Genomic DNA, 24,588 nt, shown 5'->3' on the forward strand with positions numbered 1-24,588 from the left:
CATGAGACCGAGGCCCGCACGGTCGGTCTCATGCCGCAACGTCGGTCTCGCGCCGCACGCTCGGCACCCGTGCGTTCGCTGTGAGAGCGACGCGGCCCGCTTGATCGGCGAATCGCGGGTAGGCTATCGTTTTTCGATAGATACCGGCCGCTTATCGATAGGCAGACTGATGCAACCACGTGTGACCGCAGTGCTCAAGACCCTGATCGCCGTGATGCTCGCGCTCCTCGTGGCCGCCCAGGTGTGGATGATCCCAGGTCTGGCTGCTGCCACGGCCGACAGGTTCCCCGAGTTCGCGCAGCTCAAGGTTCCCGGAATCATCGCCGCGGTGGTGTTCCTCGTGTGCGTGGAGGTGGTGCTCATCTGCATCTGGCGGCTTTTGTCGCTCGTGCGAACCGAGCGCATCTTCAGTTCGAAGGCGTTCATCTACGTCGACGTGATCATCGGCACGATGGTCGCAGCGAGTCTGATCATCGTCGTCTCGAACGTGATCATCATGGCTGCCAGAGCCGGGTCCCCGTCGATTCTGCTCGTCTCGATCCTCGGCATCGTCGTCGGCATCGCGCTGGCTCTCCTCGTCGTCGTGATGCGCGGTCTGCTGCGCAAGGCGCTCGAGCTCGAGCAGGACATGTCCGAGGTCGTCTGATGCCCATCGTGATCGACCTCGACGTGCAGCTCGCACGCAAGAAGATGAGCGTGCAGGAGTTCGCGGATGCGATCGGCATCACCCCCGCGAACGTCGCAGTGCTCAAGAACGGGCGGGCCAAGGCCGTGCGATTCACGACGCTCGACGCCATCTGCCAGGTGCTGGAATGCCAGCCGGGCGACATCCTGCGGTGGATCCCCGGCACGGATGCTGATGCTTCAGCCGGAGCGGGGGAGTGATGGACACCACGACGAAGGCGATCAGCTGGGGCGAGAGTGTGGCCAGGCATCTGCTCGATGCCACCGTCTGTCCGGTCTGCGGCCTGGACGGGCTCGCCGCCGGATGCTGCATCCGCTGCGGCACGGATCTTCGCGGGGCGTACGGAGCGGAGCTGTGGGAGGCATCGACCTCCGCGGCCGCCGCGCTGCGGGCACGCGAGGCGGTGCTGAGCCGCGCACCGCAGTCATCAGCGACCCCTGACGACACCGCCGCACCGGCATCCGCATCCCCTGACGCGGCCGCGTCGGCATCCGCATCCCCTGACGACACCGCCACACCGGCATCCGCATCCCCTGACGCGGCCGCGTCGGCACTCACGACGACTCCCGCTCCGCCGAGCGCACCTCCCGGCACGCGCGCGTTCCCCCAACCCCGGCTGCCGCGCTCCAGCGCCACCGTCCAGTCGGTGCTCGCGATCGCCGGGGCGGGGCTCTTCGCGATCGCCGCCCTCATCTTCACCTTCCTGAACCCTGACCTCTCCGACCGCGGAATCCGCAGCGTCGTCGTGGGATTGGTGACCCTTGTCTTCCTCGGCGGCGCCTACATGCTCGCCCGTCGCGGCCTGCAGTTCTCCGCCGAGGCCGTCGGCGGCCTCGGCCTCGTGTTCGTGAGCCTCGATGTCTACGCCTTCGCGCAACTCGGCCGCGGCGACGCTGTCACCTGGCTGCTCGCCGCTCTCGCCACGGCAGTCGCCGGGGCCGTGATGCTCATCGCAGGCCGTCTCTCGCAGGTCCGCGTGTGGCAATGGGCCGCCATGCTGGCCGTCGCGACCGTGCCTGCAATGCTCGGCTACGCCGCCTCGTCGAGCTATGTCGCAGCTCTCGGGCACCTCGGTTCGGCTTTCCTCGCGACAGCGCTGATCGCTGCGACGGCGCTGATCGCTGCGTCTACGCGGATCGCTGCGTCTACGAGGACCGCTGCGTCTACGAGGATCGCGAAGCGCTCGCTCGCGGTGTTCCAGGTGATCGCCGTGCTGAGCGCCGTGCCGCTGTCGGTGTTCGGCGCCCTCTCTTTCGGCGTCACCGTCGTGGCGATGCTGGGCCTCAGCGCGGTGTTCGCGCTCATCGCGCTGCACGCCGTCCTGGCGGCGCGTCAGCTGCTGGGGCATTGGTGGAGCTTCGTCGCCGGCGGCTCGGCGACGTCGGCTCTCGTGCTCGCCACCACGTCGCCCGTGGCGCATTCGGCCGGGCAGTGGCTGCCGGCGGTGCTGCCGACCGCGGCGGCGTTCGCAATCGCCCTGATCGCGGTGACACCTGGGATGCGCACGCTCGTCCGCTCGATGCTCGCGACGGGCGGGATCGTCGTGGTCGGAATGCTCGGGGTGATCCCGGTGCTGTACGCCGCCGCGACTGCCATCGAGGCACTCGGCGCCGTCGTCCGCGGTGCCGTGGCCAGCGGCGACGGCGGTGCCGTGCTCGCCGAACCGTCAGACTGGGCGCCGCTGCTCGGCATGGCGGGGATCGCTGCGGGGCTCGCCCTGTTCGGCGGTCTCGTCCGCGACCGCGACACCCGCCACGCGCGGCGGATCCACGTATCCGACGACATCCGCCGGCCCGGCGGCGAGCGTGAGCCCCATCAGTCCCTGCGCGGCTTCGCGGCCGGCACGGACGTCGTCGCGATCGGCGCAGCGGTACTGACCGTTCTCACCCTCGCGTGCAGCGATCTCCTGCCTCTCGTCGCCCGCCTCGTGATCGTGCTGGGTGCCGCCGCCATCACGGCGGTCGCACTGAGCAGGACCAATGGCACGGTGAACCACCCGCTCACGCCCCATCGCGTCGTCCTGCTCATCGGGATCCACGCCGCCGTCGCGGTCGGCATCCTCATCTCCTGGATCGATCCGCAGACCGTGCCGCTCGCCGGCATCGGTGCGATCGCCGTGCTGGCGCTGGCGAGCAGGACTCTGCCACACGGCATCCGATTCCTGCACGTCGGAGCCGGCTTCGCGTACGCGCTCGTGTGCCTCGCCCAGGCGCTGGCGCAGACCGACCTCGGCAGCATCGCCGTGCTGTGCCTGGTGACGACCGCGGGCCTGGTCGGAGCGATCGTCGTGACATTCCTGCCGCGGGTGCGCGCCCGCGACTGGTACGCCGTTCTCGTCGTCACGTCGGTGCCGTTCGCCGCAGGCATCGTGCAGGTGATCTTCGAGCGCAGCGGCTGGACCGCTCTTTCGACCGCGCTGATGTTCGCGCTCGCCCTGTCGCTCGTGCTCACCAGACGTCCGGGGCTCAACATCGTGCTGCGCACTCTCGCGAGCGGGATGCTGGTGCCCACCGTCGCGGTCGTCGTCGTGTGCCTCGGAGCCCAGGTGCTCGCGGTCAGTGCGTCCCCGGTCACGCTTCCGGTCATCGCCGCGATCGTGGCGCTGGTGCTGCCGAGCACGACGCTGATCCGTGACGCGCTGCGTCACAACGGCCTGCCGGCGGATGCCTCGGCCGCCGCCCGCGTGGCGATCGAGGCATCCGCGCTGCTGACCGGAGCGATCGCCACCGTTCTCGCCCTCGCAAGGGAGGCAGCAGGGCTCGGCACCACGTTCCTCGTCCTCATGATCCTCGGCGTCGGCGCGGCGGCGAGTGCCGTGTTCACTCGGCGCCGCTATGCATGGTGGGTGGCCGGTGCGGCATTCACCGGGGCGCTGTGGTGCATCTGGACCATGAACGGCGTCGATCTGCTCGAGGCGTATCTGCTGCCGCCCGCGCTCGGCGCGGCGACGATCGCCGCCGTGCTCAGTGCGAGGGGGATCGACGTGCGCGGTCTGTACGCAGCGGGACTCGGTCTCGCCGTGCTGCCGAGCCTCGCACTGCTCGTCCTCGTAGAACCGGATGCGCGCACGGCGGTCGAAGTGCCGTGGCGGGCATTCGCGCTGCTCGCGGGGGGAACCGTGCTGCTCGGGATCGGGACGTGGTGCGGGCGCCTGGGTCGCCGCGCCCGCACCGCGCGCGTGCGCACGCTCGTCCCCGCGACGTTCGCCGCAGCGGGCGTCGCGGCGATCGCAGGTCCGGTGCAGGGCATCAGGATGGGCCTCGGCGCCGATCTGGGGACGCTGCACGGAGCAGCCCTCTTCGCCGCCTGCTTCGCGGTCGCCGCGGTGGCCGCCATCATCCTCGTGTGCGCTGGGCGCGGCATCCGCGCGTCGGTGCGTGCGGATTCGCCGCTGCGCACCTCCCGCTGGGTGTTCGCACCGGCGGTCCTCTCGCTCGCCGCCGGCACGTGGTGCGCGATCGAGCGCGACTGGGGTTCGATCTGGTCGATGTGGGCGCTCATGATCGGTCTCCTCGCCCTCATGCTCGCCGCGGCAGTCCGCGCGGAGCGCACGGCGCTGCCACCGGTGTGGTTCCTGTTCGCGATCGCATTCGTCACCGCCGTGGTCGCGTGGAGCCCACGCGACCTGCGGGTGGAGTGGTTCTCGCTGCCGCTGGGCGCGTTCCTGCTGCTCGCCGGCATCCATGCGCTGCGGCGCGGTCGAGACAGCACACGGGGAGGGCTCAACGCCTGGCCGGCCGGGCGGAGCGGTTCCTGGTCGCTGCTCGCGCCGGGGATCATCACGATGATGAGCGCGTCGATCGTCGCGACGTTCACCGACCCTCTGACCTGGCGGGCGATCCTCGTCATGGTGCTCGCGCTCGCCGCGATCATGGTCGGCGCCGGACGGCGACTCGCGGCCCCGTTCATCCTCGGCATGATCGTGCTGCCGATCGAGAACGTGTTCGTCTTCTCCGTGCAGATCGGTCGGGGCATAGAATCGATGCCGTGGTGGATCACGCTCGCCGTGATCGGCAGCGTGCTGCTCATCATCGCCGTCACCTACGAACGGCGAGGCGGAGATGCGGACACGGTGGTCGCGCGGATCCGAGATCTGCGGTGACGTTGCGGCATTTGACCGCGTACGTTACGCGGCATTACACTTGATCAGGTGTGTGCACGTCTCGGCGTGCCTGCACACGGGCGCCGGTCCATACCGGTCTGCCCCCACGGCATACCCATCACACCAAAAGCACGCCTGATCCGGCGTGCCGGTGGGTCATGATGTGAAACCCATCACGCTGTCACCGTGCAGCATTATGAGGAGAGAACGTGCCAACCATTCAGCAGTTGGTTCGCAAGGGTCGCTCGCCCAAGGTCACCAAGACCAAGGCGCCGGCGCTCAAGTCGAACCCGCAGCAGGCCGGGGTATGCACCCGCGTCTACACCACCACCCCGAAGAAGCCGAACTCGGCGATGCGCAAGGTCGCTCGTGTGAAGCTGCGCAACGGGGCCGAGGTCACCGCCTACATCCCCGGCGAGGGCCACAACCTGCAGGAGCACTCCCTGGTGCTCGTCCGCGGCGGTCGTGTCAAGGACCTCCCCGGTGTGCGTTACAAGATCGTCCGTGGCGCCCTGGACACCCAGGCAGTCAAGAACCGTAAGCAGGCTCGTTCCCGCTACGGCGCGAAGAAGGGTTGAGTTAGATGCCTCGTAAGGGTCCCGCCCCCAAGCGCCCCGTCGTCAACGACCCGGTATACGGCGCTCCGATCGTCACCTCGCTGGTGAACAAGATCCTCGTCGACGGCAAGAAGTCGCTGGCAGAGTCGATCGTCTACGGCGCCCTCCGCGGCGTCGAGGCGAAGAACAGCCAGGATGCCGTCGCCACCCTCAAGAAGGCGCTCGACAACGTGCGCCCCACCCTTGAGGTCCGCAGCCGCCGCGTCGGCGGCTCGACCTACCAGGTCCCGGTCGAGGTCAAGCCTCACCGTGCGAACACCCTCGCGCTGCGCTGGCTCGTCAGCTACGCCAAGGGTCGTCGTGAGAAGACCATGACCGAGCGCCTCCAGAACGAGATCCTGGATGCCTCGAACGGCCTGGGCGCTGCGGTCAAGCGTCGTGAGGACACTCACAAGATGGCCGAGTCGAACCGCGCGTTCGCTCACTACCGCTGGTAACCCTTCGACAGGCTCAGGGACCGGGCTCGCCCTACCTGAGCCTGTCGAAGCACCCAAACTTTCGTAGTCGTACAGCTAGATAGAAAAGGACACTCCTGTGGCACAAGACGTGCTCACCGACCTGAGCAAGGTCCGAAACATCGGCATCATGGCGCACATCGATGCCGGCAAGACCACCACCACCGAGCGCATCCTGTTCTACACGGGCGTCAACCACAAGCTCGGCGAGACGCACGATGGCGCGTCGACGACCGACTGGATGGAGCAGGAGAAAGAGCGCGGCATCACGATCACGTCTGCCGCCGTGACCTGCTACTGGGACAAGAACCAGATCAACATCATCGACACCCCCGGTCACGTCGACTTCACCGTCGAGGTGGAGCGTTCGCTCCGCGTCCTCGACGGCGCAGTCGCCGTCTTCGACGGCAAGGAGGGCGTCGAGCCCCAGTCCGAGACCGTGTGGCGTCAGGCCGACAAGTACAACGTCCCGCGCATCTGCTTCGTCAACAAGATGGACAAGCTCGGCGCCGACTTCTACTTCACGGTCGACACGATCATCAACCGCCTCGGTGCGAAGCCGCTGGTCATCCAGCTGCCCATCGGCGCTGAGAACGACTTCGTCGGCGTCATCGACCTCGTCGAGATGCGTGCGCTCGTCTGGGAGGGCGACTCCAAGGGTGACGTGACCATGGGTGCCAAGTACGACATCCAGGAGATCCCGGCCGACCTCAAGGAGAAGGCTGCCGAGTACCGCCAGCTGCTCCTCGAGACCGTCGCCGAGACCGACGACGCGCTGCTCGAGAAGTTCTTCGGTGGCGAGGAGCTCACCGTCGCGGAGATCAAGGGCGCGATCCGCAAGCTGACGGTCGCCTCTGAGGTCTACCCTGTGCTGTGCGGTTCGGCGTTCAAGAACCGCGGCGTGCAGCCGATGCTCGACGCGGTCATCGACTACCTGCCGAACCCCCTCGACGTCGGCGCCATCCAGGCGCACGACCCGAAGGACTACGACACGATCGTCGAGCGCAACCCCGACGCGAACGACCCGTTCGCCGCACTCGCGTTCAAGGTCGCCGTGCACCCGTTCTTCGGTCGCCTGACCTACGTCCGCGTCTACTCGGGTCACCTCGACTCCGGCTCTGCGGTCATCAACTCGACCAAGGGCAAGAAGGAGCGCATCGGGAAGATCTTCCAGATGCACGCCAACAAGGAGATCCCGGTCCCCTCGGTCACCGCCGGAAACATCTACGCGGTCATCGGTCTGAAGGACACCACCACCGGTGACACCCTGACCGACCCGGCAGCTCCGGTCGTCCTCGAGTCGATGACGTTCCCCGAGCCTGTCATCGAGGTCGCCATCGAGCCGAAGACCAAGGCCGACCAGGAGAAGCTGGGTGTCGCCATCCAGAAGCTCGCTGAAGAGGACCCGACCTTCCGCACGGAGCTCAACCCCGAGACCGGTCAGACGACCATCAAGGGCATGGGCGAGCTGCACCTCGACATCCTCGTGGATCGTATGAAGCGCGAGTTCAACGTCGAGGCGAACGTCGGCAAGCCCCAGGTGGCCTACCGCGAGACGATCAAGAAGTCGGTCGAGAAGTACGACTACACCCACAAAAAGCAGACGGGTGGATCGGGTCAGTTCGCAAAGATCCAGTTCAACATCGAACCGCTCGACCTGGATGCCGAGAAGACTTACGAGTTCGTGAACGCCGTCACCGGTGGTCGCATCCCGCGTGAGTACATCGGCTCGATCGATGCCGGTTTCCAGGACGCCATGAACGTCGGTGTCCTCGCCGGCTTCCCGATCGTGGGCGTCAAGGCGACCATCGTCGATGGTGCAGCGCACGACGTCGACTCCTCGGAGATGGCGTTCAAGATCGCTGGATCGATCGGTATGAAGGAAGCACTGCGTCGTGCGAACCCCGTTCTCCTCGAGCCGCTCATGGCCGTTGAGGTTCGTACTCCCGAGGAGTACATGGGCGACGTGATCGGCGACCTGAACTCGCGTCGTGGCCAGATCCAGTCGATGGAGGATGCCACCGGCATCAAGATCGTCCGTGCACAGGTTCCGCTGTCCGAGATGTTCGGATACATCGGCGACCTGCGCTCGAAGACCTCTGGTCGCGCGGTGTACTCGATGGAGTTCCACTCCTACGCCGAGGTCCCCAGGGCCGTGGCCGACGAGATCGTCCAGAAGATCAAGGGCGAGTAAGCCCTTCCGTCCGGGGCCCGCTCCCTGAGCCTGTCGAGCTCCCTGAGCCTGTCGAAGGGTCGGGCCCCGGACAACACACAACTTCACAAAGCTCTCTCTACTAAACTGAGAATCAAACCCCGTAGGGAACCGGTCACAATCCAGTGCTCGGCAATCTCTACACGAACGTCCTGAGGAGGACCAAGTGGCCAAGGCCAAGTTCGAGCGCACCAAGCCGCACGTGAACATCGGAACGATCGGTCACGTCGACCACGGCAAGACGACGCTGTCGGCAGCCATCTCCAAGGTGCTCGCTGACAAGTACCCGTCCGACACCAACGTTCAGCGTGACTTCGCTTCCATCGACTCGGCGCCGGAAGAGCGCCAGCGTGGTATCACGATCAACATCTCGCACATCGAGTACGAGACGCCGAAGCGCCACTACGCGCACGTCGACGCACCCGGCCACGCCGACTACGTCAAGAACATGATCACCGGTGCAGCCCAGATGGACGGCGCCATCCTCGTGGTCGCCGCCACCGACGGCCCGATGGCTCAGACCCGTGAGCACGTTCTGCTCGCCAAGCAGGTCGGCGTGCCGTACCTGCTCGTCGCACTGAACAAGAGCGACATGGTCGACGACGAGGAGATCCTGGAGCTCGTCGAGCTCGAGGTTCGCGAGCTGCTCGCAGCCCAGGGCTTCGACGAGGACGCACCTGTCGTCCAGGTCTCGGCACTCAAGGCGCTCGAGGGCGATGAGAAGTGGGTCGAGAAGATCCTCGAGCTCATGCAGGCTGTCGACGACAGCGTTCCGGACCCGGAGCGCGACCGTGACAAGCCCTTCCTCATGCCGATCGAGGACGTCTTCACGATCACCGGTCGTGGAACGGTCGTCACCGGCCGCGCCGAGCGTGGCACGCTCAAGATCAACTCCGAGGTCGAGATCGTCGGCATCCGCAACACCCAGAAGACCACGGTCACGGGTATCGAGATGTTCCACAAGCAGCTCGACGAGGCGTGGGCCGGCGAGAACTGTGGTCTGCTGCTTCGCGGTCTCAAGCGTGAGGACGTCGAGCGCGGCCAGGTCGTCGTTCAGCCGGGTTCGGTCACCCCTCACACGAACTTCCAGGGCACCGCGTACATCCTGTCGAAGGAAGAGGGCGGCCGTCACAACCCGTTCTACACGAACTACCGCCCGCAGTTCTACTTCCGCACCACCGACGTCACCGGCGTCATCTCGCTGCCCGAGGGCACCGAGATGGTCATGCCCGGTGACACCACCGACATGACGGTCGAGCTGATCCAGCCGATCGCCATGGAAGAGGGCCTCGGCTTCGCCATCCGTGAGGGTGGACGCACCGTGGGCGCCGGTACGGTCACGAGCATCATCAAGTGAGTCGGGCCGGGTCAATGCGCGAAGCGCGTTGACGCGGCATCGACTCAGGTTGAGCGAGCGGAGCGAGTCGAAACCTCTCTCATCCTGACCACTTCGCAAAGGGGGCGAGCCTTCGGGCTCGGCCCCTTTGTCGTCGGTGCGCGCAGCCTTGTCGTCGGTGCGCGCTGCTTTGTCGTCGGTGCGCGCAGCGCAGGGTTCCCTTCGCGCCGGATGCCGTGCAGAATAAGAGATGTCGGCATACTCGGCCGGCGTCACAACCTCAAGGGGGACCCGCAATGGGAATCGACGACATGGTCAACAAGGGCAAAGACCTGTACGAGCAGAACAAGGACAAGATCGCTGACGTCGTCAAGAGCGAGCAGGCAGAGGACGTGAGCGACAAGGTCCTCGACGGCGTCGCCGACTTCGCCAAGAAGCTCGCACCGGGTGCCGCTGACAAGATCGACGAGATCCGCGACGGCGCCGACAAGGCCGTCGGCAACGAGTAGACGCAGTTTCACCGGAAGGGACGGCGCACCACGGGTGCGTCGTCCCTTCCGTGTACTATGAGGACAACCGCCTGGGGATCTCGCGGTCGGGTTCGTCGAAGGGGTTCGACGAACTGAAATGCACAGCTCCGGCTGTGAGCAGGAACTGGGGAACGATCTTGGGGACCATCACGCGTCGTACGCCATCTGAGCGTCGATGCTTCGCCCCGCATCCGCGGCGGTCGATCCGCCGCGCCTTCGACGAGGATTCCGGTGTCCCTTCGCACCGGAGCCCTCGTGTTCGGTGCGCCCCCTCGCGCTGAACACTCCCCAAGACGGGGTGGGGCATGGGGATGCCTCACCCCGTTTCTGCTGTGCTCGGCGGGCCTCCGAAACCGCGCGACACGCCCGGGTTTGCGTAAGTGAAATCCGGCTGGCAGAATAGACAGGTTCCACATTCCGGCGGTGCACTTTGTGTGCCCATCGGATCACTACCAGGGCAGTGCATAGGCGGCGTCATCTCCTCGGAGATCGCGCGCAGGGACCTAGGCCGCGGGTGGCAGAACAGCAACCACCTCCTCACGGAGGTTCTGCCGTGCGTAGAAATACGCGCGGGTTGACAGAAGAACAGTGGTGCCCGGCGCGAACAGCGTCGACGTGCGTCCAATGCCCCTGGGTCACCCGGCCCAGGACGGTAAGACGCCTTAAAGAGAGTGAACAGACAATGGCGGGACAGAAAATCCGCATTCGCCTGAAGTCGTATGACCATGAGGTCATCGACTCGTCGGCGCGCAAGATCGTAGACACCGTGACCCGTGCGGGCGCGACTGTCGTCGGCCCGGTGCCGCTTCCGACCGAGAAGAACGTCGTGTGCGTCATCCGGTCGCCCCACAAGTACAAGGACAGCCGCGAGCACTTCGAGATGCGCACCCACAAGCGTCTGATCGACATCGTCGACCCGACGCCCAAGGCAGTCGACTCGCTGATGCGTCTCGACCTTCCGGCTGACGTCAACATCGAGATCAAGCTCTGAGGATCGACATGGCTGACATCAACGCAAAGAATTCAAAGGGGATGCTGGGCACCAAGCTCGGCATGACCCAGGTGTGGAACGCGGACGGCAAGCTCGTCCCCGTCACCGTCATCGAGTTGGCACCGAACGTGGTCACCCAGATCCGCACCCCCGAGAAGGACGGCTACAACGCCGTTCAGATCGCGGCAGGTCAGATCGACCCGCGCAAGGTCAACAAGCCCCTCACGGCCCACTTCGAGGCTGCCGGCGTCACGCCGCGCCGTCACGTCACCGAGATCCGCACTGCGGATGCTGCTGACTACTCGCTCGGTCAGGAACTCACGGTCGACGGCCTCTTCGAGGCAGGCCAGCTGGTCGACGTCGTCGGCACCAGCAAGGGCAAGGGCACCGCGGGTGTCATGAAGCGCCACAACTTCAAGGGCGTCTCGGCATCCCACGGTTCGCACCGCAACCACCGCAAGCCCGGCTCGATCGGCGCGTCCTCGACCCCGAGCCGCGTCTTCAAGGGCATGCGCATGGCCGGCCGTATGGGCGGCGAGCGCGTGACCGTTCTCAACCTGACGGTCCACGCCGTCGACACCGACAAGGGGCTGCTGCTCGTCAAGGGCGCCGTTCCCGGTGCTCGTGGCCGCATCGTCTACGTCCGCAACGCAGTGAAGGGGGCCTAGTCCATGGCTGACTCGTCTCTCGCGCTCGACGTCCTCAAGGCCGACGGCAAGAAGGCAGGCTCGATCGAGCTGCCCGCCGCGCTCTTCGACGTCAAGACGAACATTCCGCTCATCCACCAGGTCGTCGTCGCGCAGCTCGCGGCGGCTCGCCAGGGCACCCACTCGACCAAGCGTCGCGGTGAGGTTTCCGGTGCTGGCCGCAAGCCCTTCAAGCAGAAGGGCACGGGTAACGCCCGTCAGGGCTCGATCCGCGCGCCGCACATGACCGGCGGTGGCATTGTCCACGGCCCGAAGCCGCGTGACTACTCGCAGCGCACGCCCAAGAAGATGATCGCGGCCGCCCTCCTGGGCTCGCTCAGCGACCGCTTCCGCGGTGACCGTCTGCACGCCATCGAGTCCTTCGGCATCGACGGTGCACCTTCGACGAAGGCTGCCGTGAGCTTCCTCACGACGGTCGTCACGTCGAAGAACGTGCTCCTCGTGATCGAACGAGGCGACGACATCACCACGAAGAGCATTCGCAACCTTGCGAACATCCACGTGCTGACGTTCGACCAGCTCAACGCGTACGACGTGCTCGTCTCTGACGACATCGTCTTCACCAAGGCCGCGCTCGAGGGCTTCATCGCCTCGAAGACCGGCACAACCGAGGAGGTCTCGGCATGACCGAGCAGGTAGGCGCCCTCCAGTCGGCGTTCAACAAGGACCCCCGCGACATCATCCTGAAGCCGGTCGTCTCTGAGAAGAGCTACTCGCTGATCGACGAAGGCAAGTACACCTTCCTCGTCGACCCGCGTGCTACGAAGACCGAGATCAAGCTCGCCATCGAGAAGATCTTCGGCGTCAAGGTCGCGTCGGTCAACACGATCAACCGCGTCGGCAAGGCCCGTCGCACCCGCTTCGGCACGGGAAAGCGCAAGGACACCAAGCGCGCCATCGTGAGCCTGAAGTCGGGCACCATCGACATCTTCACGGCAATCGGCTGATCCGGGGGATAAAGGACAATCATGGCTATTCGCAAGTACAAGCCCACGACCCCGGGTCGCCGCGGCTCGTCGGTGGCTGACTTCGCCGAGATCACTCGATCGACGCCGGAGAAGTCGCTGCTGCGCCCGCTCTCGAAGACCGGTGGTCGCAACAACCAGGGCCGCATCACGACCCGTCACATCGGTGGTGGCCACAAGCGCCAGTACCGTGTCATCGACTTCCGTCGCAATGACAAGGACGGCGTCAACGCCAAGGTCGCTCACATCGAGTACGACCCCAACCGCACCGCACGCATCGCACTGCTGCACTACTTCGACGGCGAGAAGCGTTACATCATCGCGCCGAACAAGCTGAACCAGGGCGACGTCGTCGAGTCGGGTGCATCGGCTGACATCAAGCCGGGCAACAACCTGCCTCTGAAGAACATCCCGACCGGTACTGTGATCCACGCGATCGAGCTCCGTCCGGGTGGCGGCGCGAAGCTCGCCCGTTCGGCAGGCGCCTCGGTGCGCCTCGTCGCCAAGGACGGCATCTACGCGCAGCTGCGTCTCCCCTCGGGCGAGATCCGCAACGTCGATGCCCGCTGCCGCGCCACGATCGGCGAGGTCGGCAACGCCGAGCAGTCGAACATCAACTGGGGCAAGGCCGGCCGTAACCGCTGGAAGGGCATCCGCCCGACCGTGCGCGGTGTGGCCATGAACCCCGTCGATCACCCGCACGGTGGTGGAGAGGGCAAGACCTCCGGTGGTCGTCACCCTGTCACCCCCTGGGGCCAGGCAGAGGGTCGTACCCGTCACGCCAACAAGGAAAGCGACAAGTACATCGTTCGTCGTCGCACCGCGTCTAAGAAGCGTAAGTAGGAGTAGAAGAAGATGCCACGGAGTCTCAAGAAGGGCCCCTTCGTCGACGAGCACCTGCTTCGCAAGGTCGTCGTGCAGAACGAAGCCGGTTCCAAGAACGTCATCAAGACCTGGTCTCGCCGGTCCATGATCATCCCGGCCATGCTGGGTCACACGATCGCGGTCCACGACGGTCGCAAGCACATTCCTGTGTTTGTCACCGAGACCATGGTCGGTCACAAGCTGGGCGAGTTCGCGCCCACCCGCACCTTCCGCGGCCACGAGAAGGACGACAAGAAGGGCCGTCGCCGCTGACGCGGGGACGATAGAGGAGAGAGAAATGGTGGAGTCCATCGCACGCGTGCGACACATCCGCGTGACCCCTCAGAAGGCTCGTCGTGTCGTCGCGCTCATCAAGGGCAAGCAGGCCCAGGAGGCTCTTGCGATCCTGAAGTTCGCAGCACAGAGCGCCAGTGAGCCGATCTACAAGCTTGTCGCGTCGGCCATGGCCAACGCGCAGGTGAAGGCGGATCGTGACGGCGAGTACCTCGACGAGCAGGACCTGTACGTGGTCAACGCGTACGTAGACGAGGGCACGACGCTCAAGCGTTTCCGCCCCCGTGCACAGGGTCGCGCTTTCCAGATCAAGAAGCGCACGAGCCACATCACGGTCGTGCTCTCGACGCCTGAGGTTGCCACGGCAGCCGACGGCGAAAGCAAGAAGAAGGCGAGCAAGTAATGGGACAGAAGGTAAACCCGTACGGCTTCCGCCTCGGAATCACCACGGACCACGTTTCGCGTTGGTTCTCGGACTCGACGAAGCCTGGTCAGCGTTACGCCGACTACGTGGCTGAGGACATCAAGATCCGTAACCTGCTCAAGACGCAGCTCGACCGCGCCGGTGTCTCGAACATCGAGATCGAGCGCACCCGTGACCGCGTCCGCGTCGACATCCACACCGCCCGTCCGGGCATCGTGATCGGTCGTCGTGGTGCAGAAGCCGAGCGGATCCGTGGCGACCTCGAGAAGCTCTCGGGCAAGCAGATCCAGCTGAACATCCTCGAGGTCAAGAACCCCGAGGCTGACGCTCAGCTCGTCGCACAGGGCATCGCCGAGCAGCTCTCTGCTCGCGTGGCGTTCCGTCGTGCGATGCGCAAGGGTCTCCAGGGCGCGCAGCGCGCTGGCGCCAAGGGCATCCGCATCCAGGTCTCCGGCCGCCTCGGCGGCGCCGAGATGAGCCGCTCGGAGTTCTACCGCGAGGGTCGTGTGCCGCTGCACACGCTGCGCGCGAACATCGACTACGGCTTCTACGAGGCACGGACCACCTTCGGCCGCATCGGCGTGAAGGTCTGGATCTACAAGGGCGATCTCACCGCCAAGGAGCTTGCTCGCGAGCAGGCCAACCAGAAGCCTTCGCGCGACCGTGGCGGCGACCGTCGTCGTGGCCCGCGGGGCGAAGCACCTGTTGCAGAAGGAGCGTCGGCATAATGCTCATCCCCCGTAAGGTCAAGTTCCGCAAGCAGCACCACCCGGGTCGTACCGGGCACGCTACCGGCGGCACGAAGGTCTCCTTCGGCGAATACGGCATCCAGGCCCTCACGCCCGCTTATGTGACCAACCGTCAGATCGAGGCAGCTCGTATCGCGATGACGCGTCACATCAAGCGCGGTGGAAAGGTGTGGATCAACATCTACCCGGACCGTCCGCTCACGAAGAAGCCGGCCGAAACCCGCATGGGTTCCGGTAAGGGTTCGCCTGAGTGGTGGGTTTCCAACGTCAAGCCGGGTCGCGTCCTCTTCGAGGTCGCAGGCGTCAGCGAGGAACTTGCTCGCGAAGCACTGACCCGAGCCATTCACAAGCTGCCTCTCAAGGCACGCATCATCAAGCGCGAGGAGGGCGACGCGTAATGGCGATCGGCACCAAGGAGCTCGCTCCGGCAGAGCTCGACACGTTCGAAGACCAGCGCCTCGTCGAGGAGCTGCGTAAGGCCAAGGAGGAGCTTTTCAACCTCCGTTTCCAGTCGGCCACCGGCCAGCTGGAGAGCCACGGCCGCATCCGCGCCGTCAAGCGCGACATCGCGCGCCTGTACACCGTGATCCGCGAACGCGAGCTGGGCATCCGTGCGACGCCTGCTCCCGTCGAGGCTCCGGCCAAGAAGGCGTCCAAGTCGAAGGCGAAGAAGTCCGAGGATGCCTCGGCTGACGCCGAAGGGAAGGCTGAGTAATGGCCACCAAGAAGGAAGCGGAAGCTCCCGTCTCGCACGACGTGCGCGACGAGAACGCTCGCGGTTACCGCAAGACGCAGCGTGGTTACGTCGTCAGCGACAAGATGGACAAGACCATCGTCGTCGAGGTCGAGGACCGCGTGAAGCACCCGCTCTACGGCAAGGTCATCCGCCGTACCGAGAAGCGCAAGGTGCACGACGAGACCAACTCGGCGGGCATCGGCGACCTCGTTGTCATCAGTGAGACCCGTCCGCTCAGCGCCACCAAGCGCTGGCGTCTGGTCGAGATCGTCGAGAAGGCCAAGTAAGCCTCCGGCTTACTGAAGGAGTAATAGTGATTCAGCAGGAATCCCGCCTCAAGGTCGCCGACAACACCGGCGCGAAGGAGCTGCTCACGATCCGCGTCCTCGGTGGCTCACGCCGTCGTTACGCAGGTCTGGGTGACACCATCGTCGCCACGGTCAAGGACGCGATCCCGGGCGGCAACGTCAAGAAGGGCGACGTCGTCAAGGCGGTCATCGTCCGCACCAAGAAGGAAGTCCGTCGTCCGGACGGCTCCTACATCAAGTTCGACGAGAACGCCGCCGTCATCCTGAAGACCGACGGGGAGCCCCGTGGCACCCGTATCTTCGGACCGGTCGGTCGTGAGCTTCGCGACAAGAAGTTCATGAAGATCGTCTCGCTCGCGCCGGAGGTTATCTGATCATGGCGAAAATCAAGAAGGGCGACCTGGTTCAGGTCATCTCGGGCGCCAAGCCCGAGCGCGGCGGCGACCGCGGCAAGCAGGGCAAGGTCCTCGAGGTCCTCGCTGAGCGCAACCGCGTCATCGTCGAGGGCGTGAACTACGTCACCAAGCACACCCGCGTCGGCCAGACGCAGCGTGGCACCAAGACGGGCGGCATCGAGACCATCGAAGCCCCCATCCACATCTCGAACGTCGCAGTCGTCGACCCCGAGACCAAGAAGCCGACTCGTGTCGGTCACCGGGTCGAGGAGCAGACCAAGGACGGCGTCAAGCGCACCGTCCGCGTGCGTTACGCGAAGAAGAGCGGTAAGGACCTCTGATGAGCACCGACACTGCCGCGCAGGCTGGCAAGATCCAGCCGCGCCTGAAGCAGAAGTACAAGGCCGAGATCCAGCAGAAGCTGCAGGACGAGTTCGGCTACAAGAACGTGATGCAGATCCCCGGCCTCGTCAAGGTCGTCGTCAACACCGGTGTCGGTGAGGCGGCTCGCGACAGCAAGGTGATCGATGGCGCGGTCGAGGACCTCACCAAGATCACCGGCCAGAAGCCGATCGTCACGAAGGCCCGCAAGTCCATCGCGCAGTTCAAGCTGCGTGAGGGTCAGGCCATCGGCGCGCACGTCACCCTCCGTGGTGACCGCGCGTGGGAGTTCGTCGACCGCCTCGTGTCGCTCGCGCTGCCCCGCATCCGCGACTTCCGCGGTCTGTCGGGCAAGCAGTTCGACGGCAACGGCAACTACACGTTCGGTCTCCAGGAGCAGAGCGTGTTCCACGAGATCGACCAGGACAAGATCGACCGTGTCCGTGGATTCGACATCACTGTCGTGACCACGGCGAAGACGGACGACGAGGGTCGCGCTCTGCTGCGTCACCTCGGATTCCCCTTCACGGCTGACGACGCCAAGGCGTGATGCTCAGGACCCCCGCCGTTTCCTGCGCCTGTCGAAGGGCGGGCGGGGGTCCCGCATGCGCTTACAATTGAAGATTGCGAATCATAGAAGGTCGTCTGTCGTGTAACGGCAGCCGAAACCTCATGAACAAAGGAAAACACCCATGACAATGACAGACCCGGTCGCAGACTTGCTGACCCGTCTGCGCAACGCGAACTCGGCACACCACGACTCCGTGTCCCTGCCGTCGAGCAAGCTCAAGACGCACATCGCCGACATCCTCCAGCAGGAGGGCTACATCGCCGGCTGGGAGGTCACCGATGCTCGCGTCGGCCAGAACCTCACCCTCACGCTGAAGTACGGCCCCAACCGTGAGCGTTCGATCGCGGGCATCAAGCGCGTGTCGAAGCCCGGCCTTCGCGTCTACGCGAAGTCCACGGAGCTGCCTACGGTCCTCGGTGGCCTCGGCGTGGCCATCCTGTCCACTTCCTCCGGTCTTCTCACTGACCGTCAGGCTGAGCAGAAGGGCGTGGGCGGAGAAGTTCTCGCCTACGTGTGGTAATTCGAAATGTCGCGTATTGGACGACTTCCCATCTCGATCCCCTCGGACGTCACCATCTCGGTCGACGGTCGCGCGGTCGCGGTGAAGGGCCCCAAGGGTGAACTCACCCTGAACGTGGCCAGCCCCATCGAGGTCGCGGTCGAGGACAACCAGGTGGTTGTCTCCCGTCCCGACGACGAGCGCGAGTCGCGGTCGCTTCACGGCCTGACCCGCACGCTCATCAACAACAACATCATCGGCGTGACCCAGGGCTACACCAAGGGTCTTGAGGTCGTCGGCACCGGTTACCGCGTGCAGCAGAAGGGCAGCTCGGTCGAGTTCGCTCTCGGCTTCTCGCACCCCGTGCTGGTCGACCCGCCCGCCGGCATCACTTTCACGGTCGAAGGCAACAACAAGGTCACCGTGAGTGGTATCGACAAGCAGGCTGTCGGTGAGGCAGCTGCCAACATCCGCAAGATCCGCAAGCCCGAGCCGTACAAGGGCAAGGGCGTGCGTTACGCCGGCGAGATCGTGCGTCGCAAGGCCGGAAAGAGTGGTAAGTAACCATGGCTCTCAAGTCAAAGTCTGACGCCCGCGCGCGTCGTCACGCACGCCTTCGCAAGAAGGTCGTCGGCACCGAAGCGCGTCCGCGTCTGGTCGTCAACCGTTCGGCTCGTCACGTCTTCGTCCAGCTGGTCGATGACAGCAAGGGCATCACGGTTGCATCTGCATCCACGCTCGAGACCGAGCTGCGCTCGTTCGAGGGCGACAAGACCGCCAAGGCCCGCAAGGTCGGCGAGCTCCTCGCTGAGCGCGCGAAGGCCGCCGGCTTCTCCGAGGTCGTCTTCGACCGCGGTGGCAACCGTTATGCGGGCCGCGTTGCGGCCATCGCCGACGGCGCCCGCGAAGGAGGGCTGGCACTGTGAGTGACAACAAGGAGAACGAAGTGACCGAAACGGCTGCTGCCGCTCCCGAGACGGCCGCTGTCGTCTCCGAGACGGCTGCCGGCACGACTCAGGCAGAGCCCGCACGCGAAGGTCGTCGCGGCGGCCGTGACCGCAACCAGGGTGGTCGTGATCGCAACTCGCGCGATCGCGGCGACAACCAGTTCCTTGAGCGCGTCGTCACCATCAACCGCGTCTCGAAGGTCGTGAAGGGTGGACGCCGGTTCAGCTTCACCGCTCTCGTGGTCGTCGGCGACGGCAACGGTCTGGTCGGTGTCGGCTATGGCAAGGCCCGCGAGGTGCCCCTGGCCATCTCCAAGGGTGTCGAAGAGGCCAAGCGCAACTTCTTCCGCGTACCGCGCGTCGGAACCACGGTTCCGCACCCGGTGCAGGGCGAAGCTGCTGCCGGTGTCGTGCTGCTGCGTCCGGCTGCTGCCGGTACCGGTGTCATCGCCGGTGGTCCGGTGCGCGCCGTCCTCGAGTGCGCCGGCATCCACGATGTCCTCTCGAAGTCGCTCGGCTCGTCGAACACGATCAACATCGTGCACGCGACCGTCGCGGCCCTGAAGAGCCTCGAAGAGCCTCGTGCAGTCGCGGCTCGCCGTGGCCTCGAGTACGACGCCGTCGTTCCGGACATCATCATCCGCAACGAGGCCAAGGCCGCAGCTGCGGCCGCAGCGAAGGTAGGTGCCTGATGGCCGAGCGTCTCAAGGTGACCCAGATCAAGTCCAAGGTGAGCGAGAAGCAGTATCAGCGTGACACGCTGCGCAGCCTCGGTCTGAAGCGGATCGGCGACAGCACCGTCCGCCCCGACGACGCGCAGACGCGCGGTTACGTCAAGACCGTCGCACACCTCGTCAAGGTTGAGGAGATCGACTAATGGCTGAGAAGAACGACGCCGTCGAGGAGAAGGCCGCCAAGGCCCCCGCCAAGAAGGCTGCCGCTCCCAAGGCTGCGGCTGAGAAGGCTGCCCCGAAGGCTGCCGCGTCCAAGGATGCTGCCGAGAAGAAGCCTGCTGCGAAGAAGGCACCGGCCAAGACCGCTGCCTCCGACGCGAAGGCTGACTCTGCTGCCAAGAAGCCTGCTCCCAAGAGCAAGAAGGCTGCGCCGAAGGCGGATGCTCCGGCATCCCGTCCCGGTGTGCTCAAGGTCCACCACCTGCGTCCGGTCCCCGGCGCCAACACCGCGAAGACCCGTGTCGGTCGCGGTGAGGGCTCCAAGGGCAAGACGGCCGGTCGTGGCACCAAGGGCACCAAGGCCCGCAACACCGTTCGCGTCGGCTTCGAGGGTGGGCAGATGCCTCTGCACATGCGCACTCCGAAGCTGCGCGGGTTCAAGAACCCGTTCCGCGTCGAGTACCAGGTCGTGAACCTGGAGAAGCTCGCGGAACTGTACCCGAAGGGTGGCGATGTCACCGTGGGCGACCTGGTCGCCAAGGGTGCTGTTCGCAAGAACGAGAAGGTCAAGGTTCTCGGAAACGGCGACATCGCCGTGAAGCTCACCGTCTCGGTCGACAAGGTCTCGGGTTCTGCCGAGCAGAAGATCGTGGCTGCGGGCGGATCCGTCAAGTAACCACTGCGCAAGAGGGGTCGGAGATTCTCCGGCCCCTCTCGTGCGTTACCCTGGTCTTTCAGCCTTTCCTCCGCGGAACGGCAACCTTTCAGGAGGAACGCCTTTGTTTAGCGCTATCGCGCGGATCTTCCGCACGCCCGACCTGCGTCGGAAGATCGGTTTCACACTGGCGATCATCGCCATCTACCGGCTCGGATCGCACGTGCCCGCCCCGTTCGTGAACTTCCCGAACGTCGAGGAGTGCCTGCGCCTCAACGCCGGCACCGAGGGTCTGCTCAGTCTGGTCAACCTGTTCTCCGGCGGCGCTCTGCTGCAGCTGTCGATCTTCGCGCTCGGCGTCATGCCGTACATCACCGCGACGATCATCACGCAGCTGCTGCGAGTCGTCATCCCGCACTTCGAGGCGCTGCACAAGGAAGGCCAGGCCGGACAGGCCCGCCTGACCCAGTACACGCGTTACCTCACGATCGCCCTCGCGCTGCTGCAGTCGACGACTCTCGTCACCGTGGCCCGCAGCGGTCAGCTGTTCGGAACGACCGACATCGCCGCATGTCAGCAGCTGCTGACCAACGACGTCTGGTGGGCGCAGCTGCTGATCATCATCGCGATGACCGCCGGTACCGGCCTGATCATGTGGTTCGCCGAGCTCGTCACCGAGCGCGGCATCGGCAACGGCATGTCGCTGCTGATCTTCACCTCGATCGCCGCGACGTTCCCCGCGGCCATGTGGGCGATCTTCGAGTCGAACGGCTTCGAAGTGTTCCTGCTGGTCCTGGCCGTCGGCATCGTCGTCACCGGCCTCGTGGTCTTCGTCGAGCAATCTCAAAGACGGATCCCCGTGCAGTACGCCAAGCGCATGGTCGGACGCCGCACCTACGGCGGTACGAACACGTACATCCCGATCAAGGTGAACATGGCGGGCGTGATCCCGATCATCTTCGCGTCCTCGCTGCTGTACATCCCGATGCTCATCGCGCAGTTCAACACCCCGCAGGACGGCTCAGAGCCGGCTGCCTGGGTCGTGTGGGTCTCGCAGAACTTCACCACGGGCGATCAGCCGCTCTACATGGCGGCGTACTTCCTGCTGATCATCGGCTTCACCTACTTCTACGTCGCGATCACGTTCAACCCGGTCGAGGTCGCAGACAACATGAAGAAGTACGGCGGATTCATCCCCGGCATCCGTGCCGGTCGTCCGACCGCCGAGTACCTGGACTTCGTGCTCACCCGCATCACGTTCCCCGGGTCGATCTACCTCGGCCTGATCGCACTCATCCCGTTGATCGCTCTGGCCACCGTCGGCGCCAACCAGAACTTCCCGTTCGGCGGCGCCTCGATCCTCATCATCGTGGGTGTGGGGCTGGAGACCGTCAAGCAGATCGACGCTCAGCTCCAGCAGCGCCATTACGAAGGGCTTCTCCGTTGACAGCATCCGCTCGAATTCTCATCGTCGGGCCCCAGGGCTCAGGCAAGGGCACGCAGGGCGTGCGCATCGCAGAGGCGTTCGATGTCCCGGTGGTCTCCACCGGTGACATCTTCCGTGCGAACATCAAGGGCGGCACCACCCTCGGAGCGCAGGTCAGCGAGATCACCGCTCGCGGCGACCTCGTGCCGGATGAGCTGACGAGCGAGATCGTGCGCGATCGGCTTTCCCAGGACGACGCGGCGTCGGGCTTCGTGCTCGACGGCTACCCGCGCAACGCCGTGCAGGTCGGTCACCTCGACACGTTCCTCGGCGACCGCGGCGAGTCGCTGGATGCGGTCATCCTGCTGGATGTCCCCCGCGAGGAGAGCATCGGACGCCTGCAGCTGCGCGCGCACGAGCAGGGCCGGGCGGATGACACCGTCGAAGGCATCGCGCACCGCCTGGACATCTACGAGAAGGAGACGGCTCCGATCCTCGACGTGTACGGCGAGCGAGGCATCGTCGACCGGATCGACGGTGTCGGATCGCTCGACGAGATCACGGAGCGCATCTTCGCTGCACTGGCCGCCCGCGGCCTCGCCGTCGCCGCCTGATCGCCTGACCGCCATGTTCCGCCGATCCATCTACAAGACGCCTGCGCAGCTGCAGGCCATGGTCGAGCCGGGGCTCATCACCGCTGCGGCGCTCGACGCCGTACGGCCGTTGATTCGGGCGGGTGTCACGACGCTCGAGCTCGACACGATCGCGAACCGCACCATCCGTGCGCGCGGGGCGGAGTCGAACTTCCAGCTGGTGCGCGGGTACCACCACACGGTCTGCGTGTCGGTGAATCACGAGGTGGTGCACGGCATCCCCGGTGATCGCGTGCTGCAGGCCGGCGACATCGTGTCGGTCGACTGCGGAGCGCAGTTCCAGGGCTGGAACGGCGACAGCGCCATCACGGTGGTCGTTCCGGATGAGACCCGTCCCTCCCTGGTCGCGATGCGCGAGGAGCTGTCGCGCGTGACCGAGGGGTCGATGTGGGCGGGCATCGCAGCCATGGCGACCGCCGGGAGCATCGGCGAGATCGGCGCGGCCATCCAGGGGTACATCGAGGCGCAGGGCGACTCGGAGGTCTCGGGGGAGACCTACGGCATCCTGCGCGAGTACGTCGGCCACGGCATCGGACGCAAGATGCACGAGGCGCCGAGCGTCTTCAACTACCGCACGCCCGACCCCGGACCGGACGTCAAGCCCGGACTGGTGCTGGCGATCGAGCCCATGGTCACAGCCGGCGGCGAGGCGACGTACATCGAGGATGACGACTGGACCGTCTCGACCGTCGACGGCAGTGACGGCTCCCACTGGGAGCACAGCGTCGCCCGCCACGCGGACGGCATCTGGGTGCTGACGGCGCCCGACGGCGGTGCAGCCGGCCTCGCCCCCTTCGGCGTGACCCCCACGCCCCTGGCGTAGCCCCCGCCCCGCCCGGGACGATTTCGCCGAGACCGAGTTGGCGGCGCGAAACCGAGCCGCGTGAACTCGGTCTCACACTGAAGACTCGGTTTCGTGGGCGAACTCGGCGCGAGTAACTCTGCCTGCACGCAATCGCAGGCGGGCGAGTTGTGCAGAGGTGCTGGGTTGGCGGCCAATGGCAGGGATGCCGCGCATCCAAGCTGTGCGCATGGCATACACGCTGTCCGGTCGTGCACAACTACTCTCCCCGCTGCCGCTCTACACCCGTGAAGACGCGAGGATGCTCGGTCTTCGACTGGAGGCGCCGCGGTGGCATCGCGTACGCAAGGGCGTTCACGTCGACAAGAAGCAGTACCTGGCGCTCAACGACTGGCAGAAGTACGCGGTCTGCGTGCACGCGTACCTTCGCCTCCATCCGGATGCCATCCTCTGCCTGGAGTCGGCGGGAGTGATCCACGGTCTTCCGCAGTTCGGCGAGGGCAGGTTCATCCATGTCTATGACCCGCGGGCCATGGCATCGCAGCGTTACGGCGATATCAGGGTGCACACCAGCCGAGACCCACGCCGGGTGGTTCGGATCGGTGCCACCCTTGTCACATCGCTGCTCGACACCGTGGTCGACCTGGCGCGGGTGATGAACCCCGCGGATGCTCTGGCCGTCGCCGATGCGTCGATCTCGGCCGTTCAGGGCGGATCGCTGCGTCTGGATGCTCTGATCGAACGCGGCCGCGAGCTCGAGGATCCGCGTGGCCGCGCAAGGATGCGGTGGGTCTGGGGTCACGCGAATGCATTGTCCGAGTCGCCCGCGGAGAGCATCAGCCGCGCTGTCATCATGTGGAGCGGGTATGAGATGCCCGAACTGCAGCGCGAATTCCGCTATGAGGGTCATGTCGACCGCTGCGACTTCTACTTCCGGTCGAACGGTGCGATCGGCGAAGCTGACGGATGGGGCAAGTACGAACTTGACGACCCGGCCGAGGCCGCCCGGCGTCTCAGGGACGAGAAGCGTCGGGAAGACAGGCTGCGTCGCCATCAGCATCCAATGGGCCGCTGGGATCTTGGCGACGCCTGGAAGGTGAGTCCGCTCCGTGCCGCGCTGGACGGCGCAGGCGTGCGCATGGTTCGGCCGCCGGTGCCAGCGATGCTCGCCACGCTCAGGGTTCGGTCGCGGGCAAAGCCATGGCGTTCTGCGACGCGCGAGACCGACCCAGCGGAATGAGACCGATGTGGGCCGGCTCGGTCTCATGCCGCGAACTCGGTCTCGTCGCTGGGTGGGCTGGGCGGGGAGGCGAGGTGAGGGGTGGGGGGAGGGGGCGCTCACAACGGGTGCATAGACTTTGCAGGGACGATAGAAGCGTCCCCCACAGCAT

32 protein-coding genes are annotated in these 24,588 nt (G+C 65.6%); all 32 read left to right on the plus strand.

Going from position 1 to position 24,588, the window contains the following annotated elements; genetic code table 11:
- Nucleotides 1-169 precede the first annotated feature (169 nt).
- Entirely contained in the window at nucleotides 170-646 is a 477-nt protein-coding gene (locus tag JF52_RS0110190; RefSeq protein ID WP_033106044.1) for a DUF2975 domain-containing protein, read from the plus strand.
- Nucleotides 646-885, plus strand: coding sequence for a helix-turn-helix domain-containing protein (locus JF52_RS0110195; protein ID WP_033106045.1), 240 nt, complete (start codon nucleotides 646-648; stop codon nucleotides 883-885). Before JF52_RS0110190 ends, JF52_RS0110195 begins: the two co-directional genes overlap by 1 nt.
- Nucleotides 885-4,787, plus strand: a complete 3,903-nt coding sequence (locus JF52_RS0110200) for an SCO7613 C-terminal domain-containing membrane protein (RefSeq protein WP_033106046.1) — start codon at nucleotides 885-887, stop codon at nucleotides 4,785-4,787. Before JF52_RS0110195 ends, JF52_RS0110200 begins: the two co-directional genes overlap by 1 nt.
- Nucleotides 4,788-4,996: 209 nt before the next feature.
- A complete protein-coding gene (gene rpsL, locus JF52_RS0110205; RefSeq protein ID WP_033106047.1) occupies nucleotides 4,997-5,365 on the plus strand; it encodes a 30S ribosomal protein S12 in 369 nt (122 codons plus the stop codon).
- A gap of 5 nt (nucleotides 5,366-5,370) precedes the next feature.
- The gene (gene rpsG / locus JF52_RS0110210; protein WP_033106048.1) at nucleotides 5,371-5,841 is read left to right on the plus strand and encodes a 30S ribosomal protein S7; all 471 of its coding nucleotides are present in this window, start codon (nucleotides 5,371-5,373) and stop codon (nucleotides 5,839-5,841) included.
- Nucleotides 5,842-5,938: 97 nt separating this feature from the next.
- Complete coding sequence (fusA, locus tag JF52_RS0110215) at nucleotides 5,939-8,053, plus strand: elongation factor G (RefSeq protein WP_033106049.1); 2,115 nt, start codon at nucleotides 5,939-5,941, stop codon at nucleotides 8,051-8,053.
- A gap of 184 nt (nucleotides 8,054-8,237) precedes the next feature.
- Nucleotides 8,238-9,428 (plus strand): elongation factor Tu, encoded by a 1,191-nt coding sequence (tuf, locus tag JF52_RS0110220; RefSeq protein WP_033106050.1) that lies wholly within the window; start codon nucleotides 8,238-8,240, stop codon nucleotides 9,426-9,428.
- Between the two features lie 275 nt (nucleotides 9,429-9,703).
- Entirely contained in the window at nucleotides 9,704-9,916 is a 213-nt protein-coding gene (locus JF52_RS0110225; protein ID WP_033106051.1) for a hypothetical protein, read from the plus strand.
- Between the two features lie 703 nt (nucleotides 9,917-10,619).
- Nucleotides 10,620-10,928, plus strand: coding sequence for a 30S ribosomal protein S10 (gene rpsJ / locus JF52_RS0110230; protein WP_030147986.1), 309 nt, complete (start codon nucleotides 10,620-10,622; stop codon nucleotides 10,926-10,928).
- Between the two features lie 8 nt (nucleotides 10,929-10,936).
- Complete coding sequence (gene rplC / locus JF52_RS0110235; protein ID WP_033106052.1) at nucleotides 10,937-11,596, plus strand: 50S ribosomal protein L3; 660 nt, start codon at nucleotides 10,937-10,939, stop codon at nucleotides 11,594-11,596.
- Nucleotides 11,597-11,599: 3 nt separating this feature from the next.
- Nucleotides 11,600-12,262: a 50S ribosomal protein L4 gene (gene rplD, locus JF52_RS0110240; protein ID WP_033106053.1), complete on the plus strand. Its 663-nt coding sequence runs from the start codon at nucleotides 11,600-11,602 to the stop codon at nucleotides 12,260-12,262.
- Entirely contained in the window at nucleotides 12,259-12,582 is a 324-nt protein-coding gene (gene rplW / locus JF52_RS0110245) for a 50S ribosomal protein L23 (protein WP_033106054.1), read from the plus strand. The genes rplD and rplW overlap by 4 nt, the downstream gene beginning before the upstream one ends.
- Nucleotides 12,583-12,603: 21 nt before the next feature.
- Nucleotides 12,604-13,443, plus strand: coding sequence for a 50S ribosomal protein L2 (gene rplB / locus JF52_RS0110250; RefSeq protein WP_033106055.1), 840 nt, complete (start codon nucleotides 12,604-12,606; stop codon nucleotides 13,441-13,443).
- A gap of 12 nt (nucleotides 13,444-13,455) precedes the next feature.
- Entirely contained in the window at nucleotides 13,456-13,737 is a 282-nt protein-coding gene (rpsS, locus tag JF52_RS0110255) for a 30S ribosomal protein S19 (RefSeq protein ID WP_033106056.1), read from the plus strand.
- Nucleotides 13,738-13,762: 25 nt separating this feature from the next.
- Entirely contained in the window at nucleotides 13,763-14,161 is a 399-nt protein-coding gene (gene rplV / locus JF52_RS0110260) for a 50S ribosomal protein L22 (protein ID WP_033106057.1), read from the plus strand.
- Nucleotides 14,161-14,910, plus strand: coding sequence for a 30S ribosomal protein S3 (rpsC, locus tag JF52_RS0110265; RefSeq protein ID WP_033106058.1), 750 nt, complete (start codon nucleotides 14,161-14,163; stop codon nucleotides 14,908-14,910). Before rplV ends, rpsC begins: the two co-directional genes overlap by 1 nt.
- Nucleotides 14,910-15,329: a 50S ribosomal protein L16 gene (rplP, locus tag JF52_RS0110270; RefSeq protein ID WP_033106059.1), complete on the plus strand. Its 420-nt coding sequence runs from the start codon at nucleotides 14,910-14,912 to the stop codon at nucleotides 15,327-15,329. The genes rpsC and rplP overlap by 1 nt, the downstream gene beginning before the upstream one ends.
- Nucleotides 15,329-15,646, plus strand: coding sequence for a 50S ribosomal protein L29 (rpmC, locus tag JF52_RS17805; RefSeq protein WP_033106060.1), 318 nt, complete (start codon nucleotides 15,329-15,331; stop codon nucleotides 15,644-15,646). Before rplP ends, rpmC begins: the two co-directional genes overlap by 1 nt.
- A complete protein-coding gene (gene rpsQ, locus JF52_RS0110280; protein ID WP_036324786.1) occupies nucleotides 15,646-15,954 on the plus strand; it encodes a 30S ribosomal protein S17 in 309 nt (102 codons plus the stop codon). Before rpmC ends, rpsQ begins: the two co-directional genes overlap by 1 nt.
- Before the next feature lie 26 nt (nucleotides 15,955-15,980).
- A complete protein-coding gene (rplN, locus tag JF52_RS0110285) occupies nucleotides 15,981-16,349 on the plus strand; it encodes a 50S ribosomal protein L14 (RefSeq protein WP_033106061.1) in 369 nt (122 codons plus the stop codon).
- 2 nt (nucleotides 16,350-16,351) lie between these two features.
- Nucleotides 16,352-16,711 carry a 50S ribosomal protein L24 gene (gene rplX, locus JF52_RS0110290; RefSeq protein WP_033106062.1) on the plus strand — a complete coding sequence of 120 codons (360 nt, stop codon included), beginning with the start codon at nucleotides 16,352-16,354 and terminating at the stop codon, nucleotides 16,709-16,711.
- Nucleotides 16,711-17,301 carry a 50S ribosomal protein L5 gene (gene rplE / locus JF52_RS0110295; RefSeq protein ID WP_033106063.1) on the plus strand — a complete coding sequence of 197 codons (591 nt, stop codon included), beginning with the start codon at nucleotides 16,711-16,713 and terminating at the stop codon, nucleotides 17,299-17,301. The genes rplX and rplE overlap by 1 nt, the downstream gene beginning before the upstream one ends.
- 142 nt (nucleotides 17,302-17,443) lie before the next feature.
- Nucleotides 17,444-17,842, plus strand: a complete 399-nt coding sequence (gene rpsH, locus JF52_RS0110300) for a 30S ribosomal protein S8 (protein WP_033106064.1) — start codon at nucleotides 17,444-17,446, stop codon at nucleotides 17,840-17,842.
- Nucleotides 17,843-17,848: 6 nt separating this feature from the next.
- Nucleotides 17,849-18,385, plus strand: a complete 537-nt coding sequence (rplF, locus tag JF52_RS0110305) for a 50S ribosomal protein L6 (protein ID WP_033106065.1) — start codon at nucleotides 17,849-17,851, stop codon at nucleotides 18,383-18,385.
- 2 nt (nucleotides 18,386-18,387) lie between these two features.
- On the plus strand, nucleotides 18,388-18,747 hold the full coding sequence (rplR, locus tag JF52_RS0110310) for a 50S ribosomal protein L18 (RefSeq protein ID WP_033106066.1): 360 nt from the start codon (nucleotides 18,388-18,390) through the stop codon (nucleotides 18,745-18,747).
- A gap of 20 nt (nucleotides 18,748-18,767) precedes the next feature.
- Nucleotides 18,768-19,460, plus strand: a complete 693-nt coding sequence (gene rpsE, locus JF52_RS0110315) for a 30S ribosomal protein S5 (protein ID WP_152594856.1) — start codon at nucleotides 18,768-18,770, stop codon at nucleotides 19,458-19,460.
- Nucleotides 19,460-19,645: a 50S ribosomal protein L30 gene (rpmD, locus tag JF52_RS0110320; RefSeq protein ID WP_033106068.1), complete on the plus strand. Its 186-nt coding sequence runs from the start codon at nucleotides 19,460-19,462 to the stop codon at nucleotides 19,643-19,645. Before rpsE ends, rpmD begins: the two co-directional genes overlap by 1 nt.
- The gene (gene rplO / locus JF52_RS17810; protein ID WP_084595744.1) at nucleotides 19,645-20,337 is read left to right on the plus strand and encodes a 50S ribosomal protein L15; all 693 of its coding nucleotides are present in this window, start codon (nucleotides 19,645-19,647) and stop codon (nucleotides 20,335-20,337) included. The genes rpmD and rplO overlap by 1 nt, the downstream gene beginning before the upstream one ends.
- Nucleotides 20,338-20,440: 103 nt before the next feature.
- Entirely contained in the window at nucleotides 20,441-21,763 is a 1,323-nt protein-coding gene (gene secY / locus JF52_RS0110335; protein WP_033106069.1) for a preprotein translocase subunit SecY, read from the plus strand.
- Complete coding sequence (locus JF52_RS0110340; protein WP_033106070.1) at nucleotides 21,760-22,356, plus strand: adenylate kinase; 597 nt, start codon at nucleotides 21,760-21,762, stop codon at nucleotides 22,354-22,356. Before secY ends, JF52_RS0110340 begins: the two co-directional genes overlap by 4 nt.
- A gap of 13 nt (nucleotides 22,357-22,369) precedes the next feature.
- Entirely contained in the window at nucleotides 22,370-23,218 is an 849-nt protein-coding gene (gene map, locus JF52_RS0110345; protein ID WP_033106071.1) for a type I methionyl aminopeptidase, read from the plus strand.
- A 208-nt stretch (nucleotides 23,219-23,426) separates the two neighbouring features.
- Nucleotides 23,427-24,437 (plus strand): hypothetical protein, encoded by a 1,011-nt coding sequence (locus JF52_RS0110350; RefSeq protein WP_033106579.1) that lies wholly within the window; start codon nucleotides 23,427-23,429, stop codon nucleotides 24,435-24,437.
- The last annotated feature ends 151 nt before the right edge of the window (nucleotides 24,438-24,588 follow it).

Origin of the sequence: Microbacterium profundi, assembly GCF_000763375.1 — a bacterium.
Classification (GTDB): Bacteria; Actinomycetota; Actinomycetes; order Actinomycetales; family Microbacteriaceae; genus Microbacterium; species Microbacterium profundi.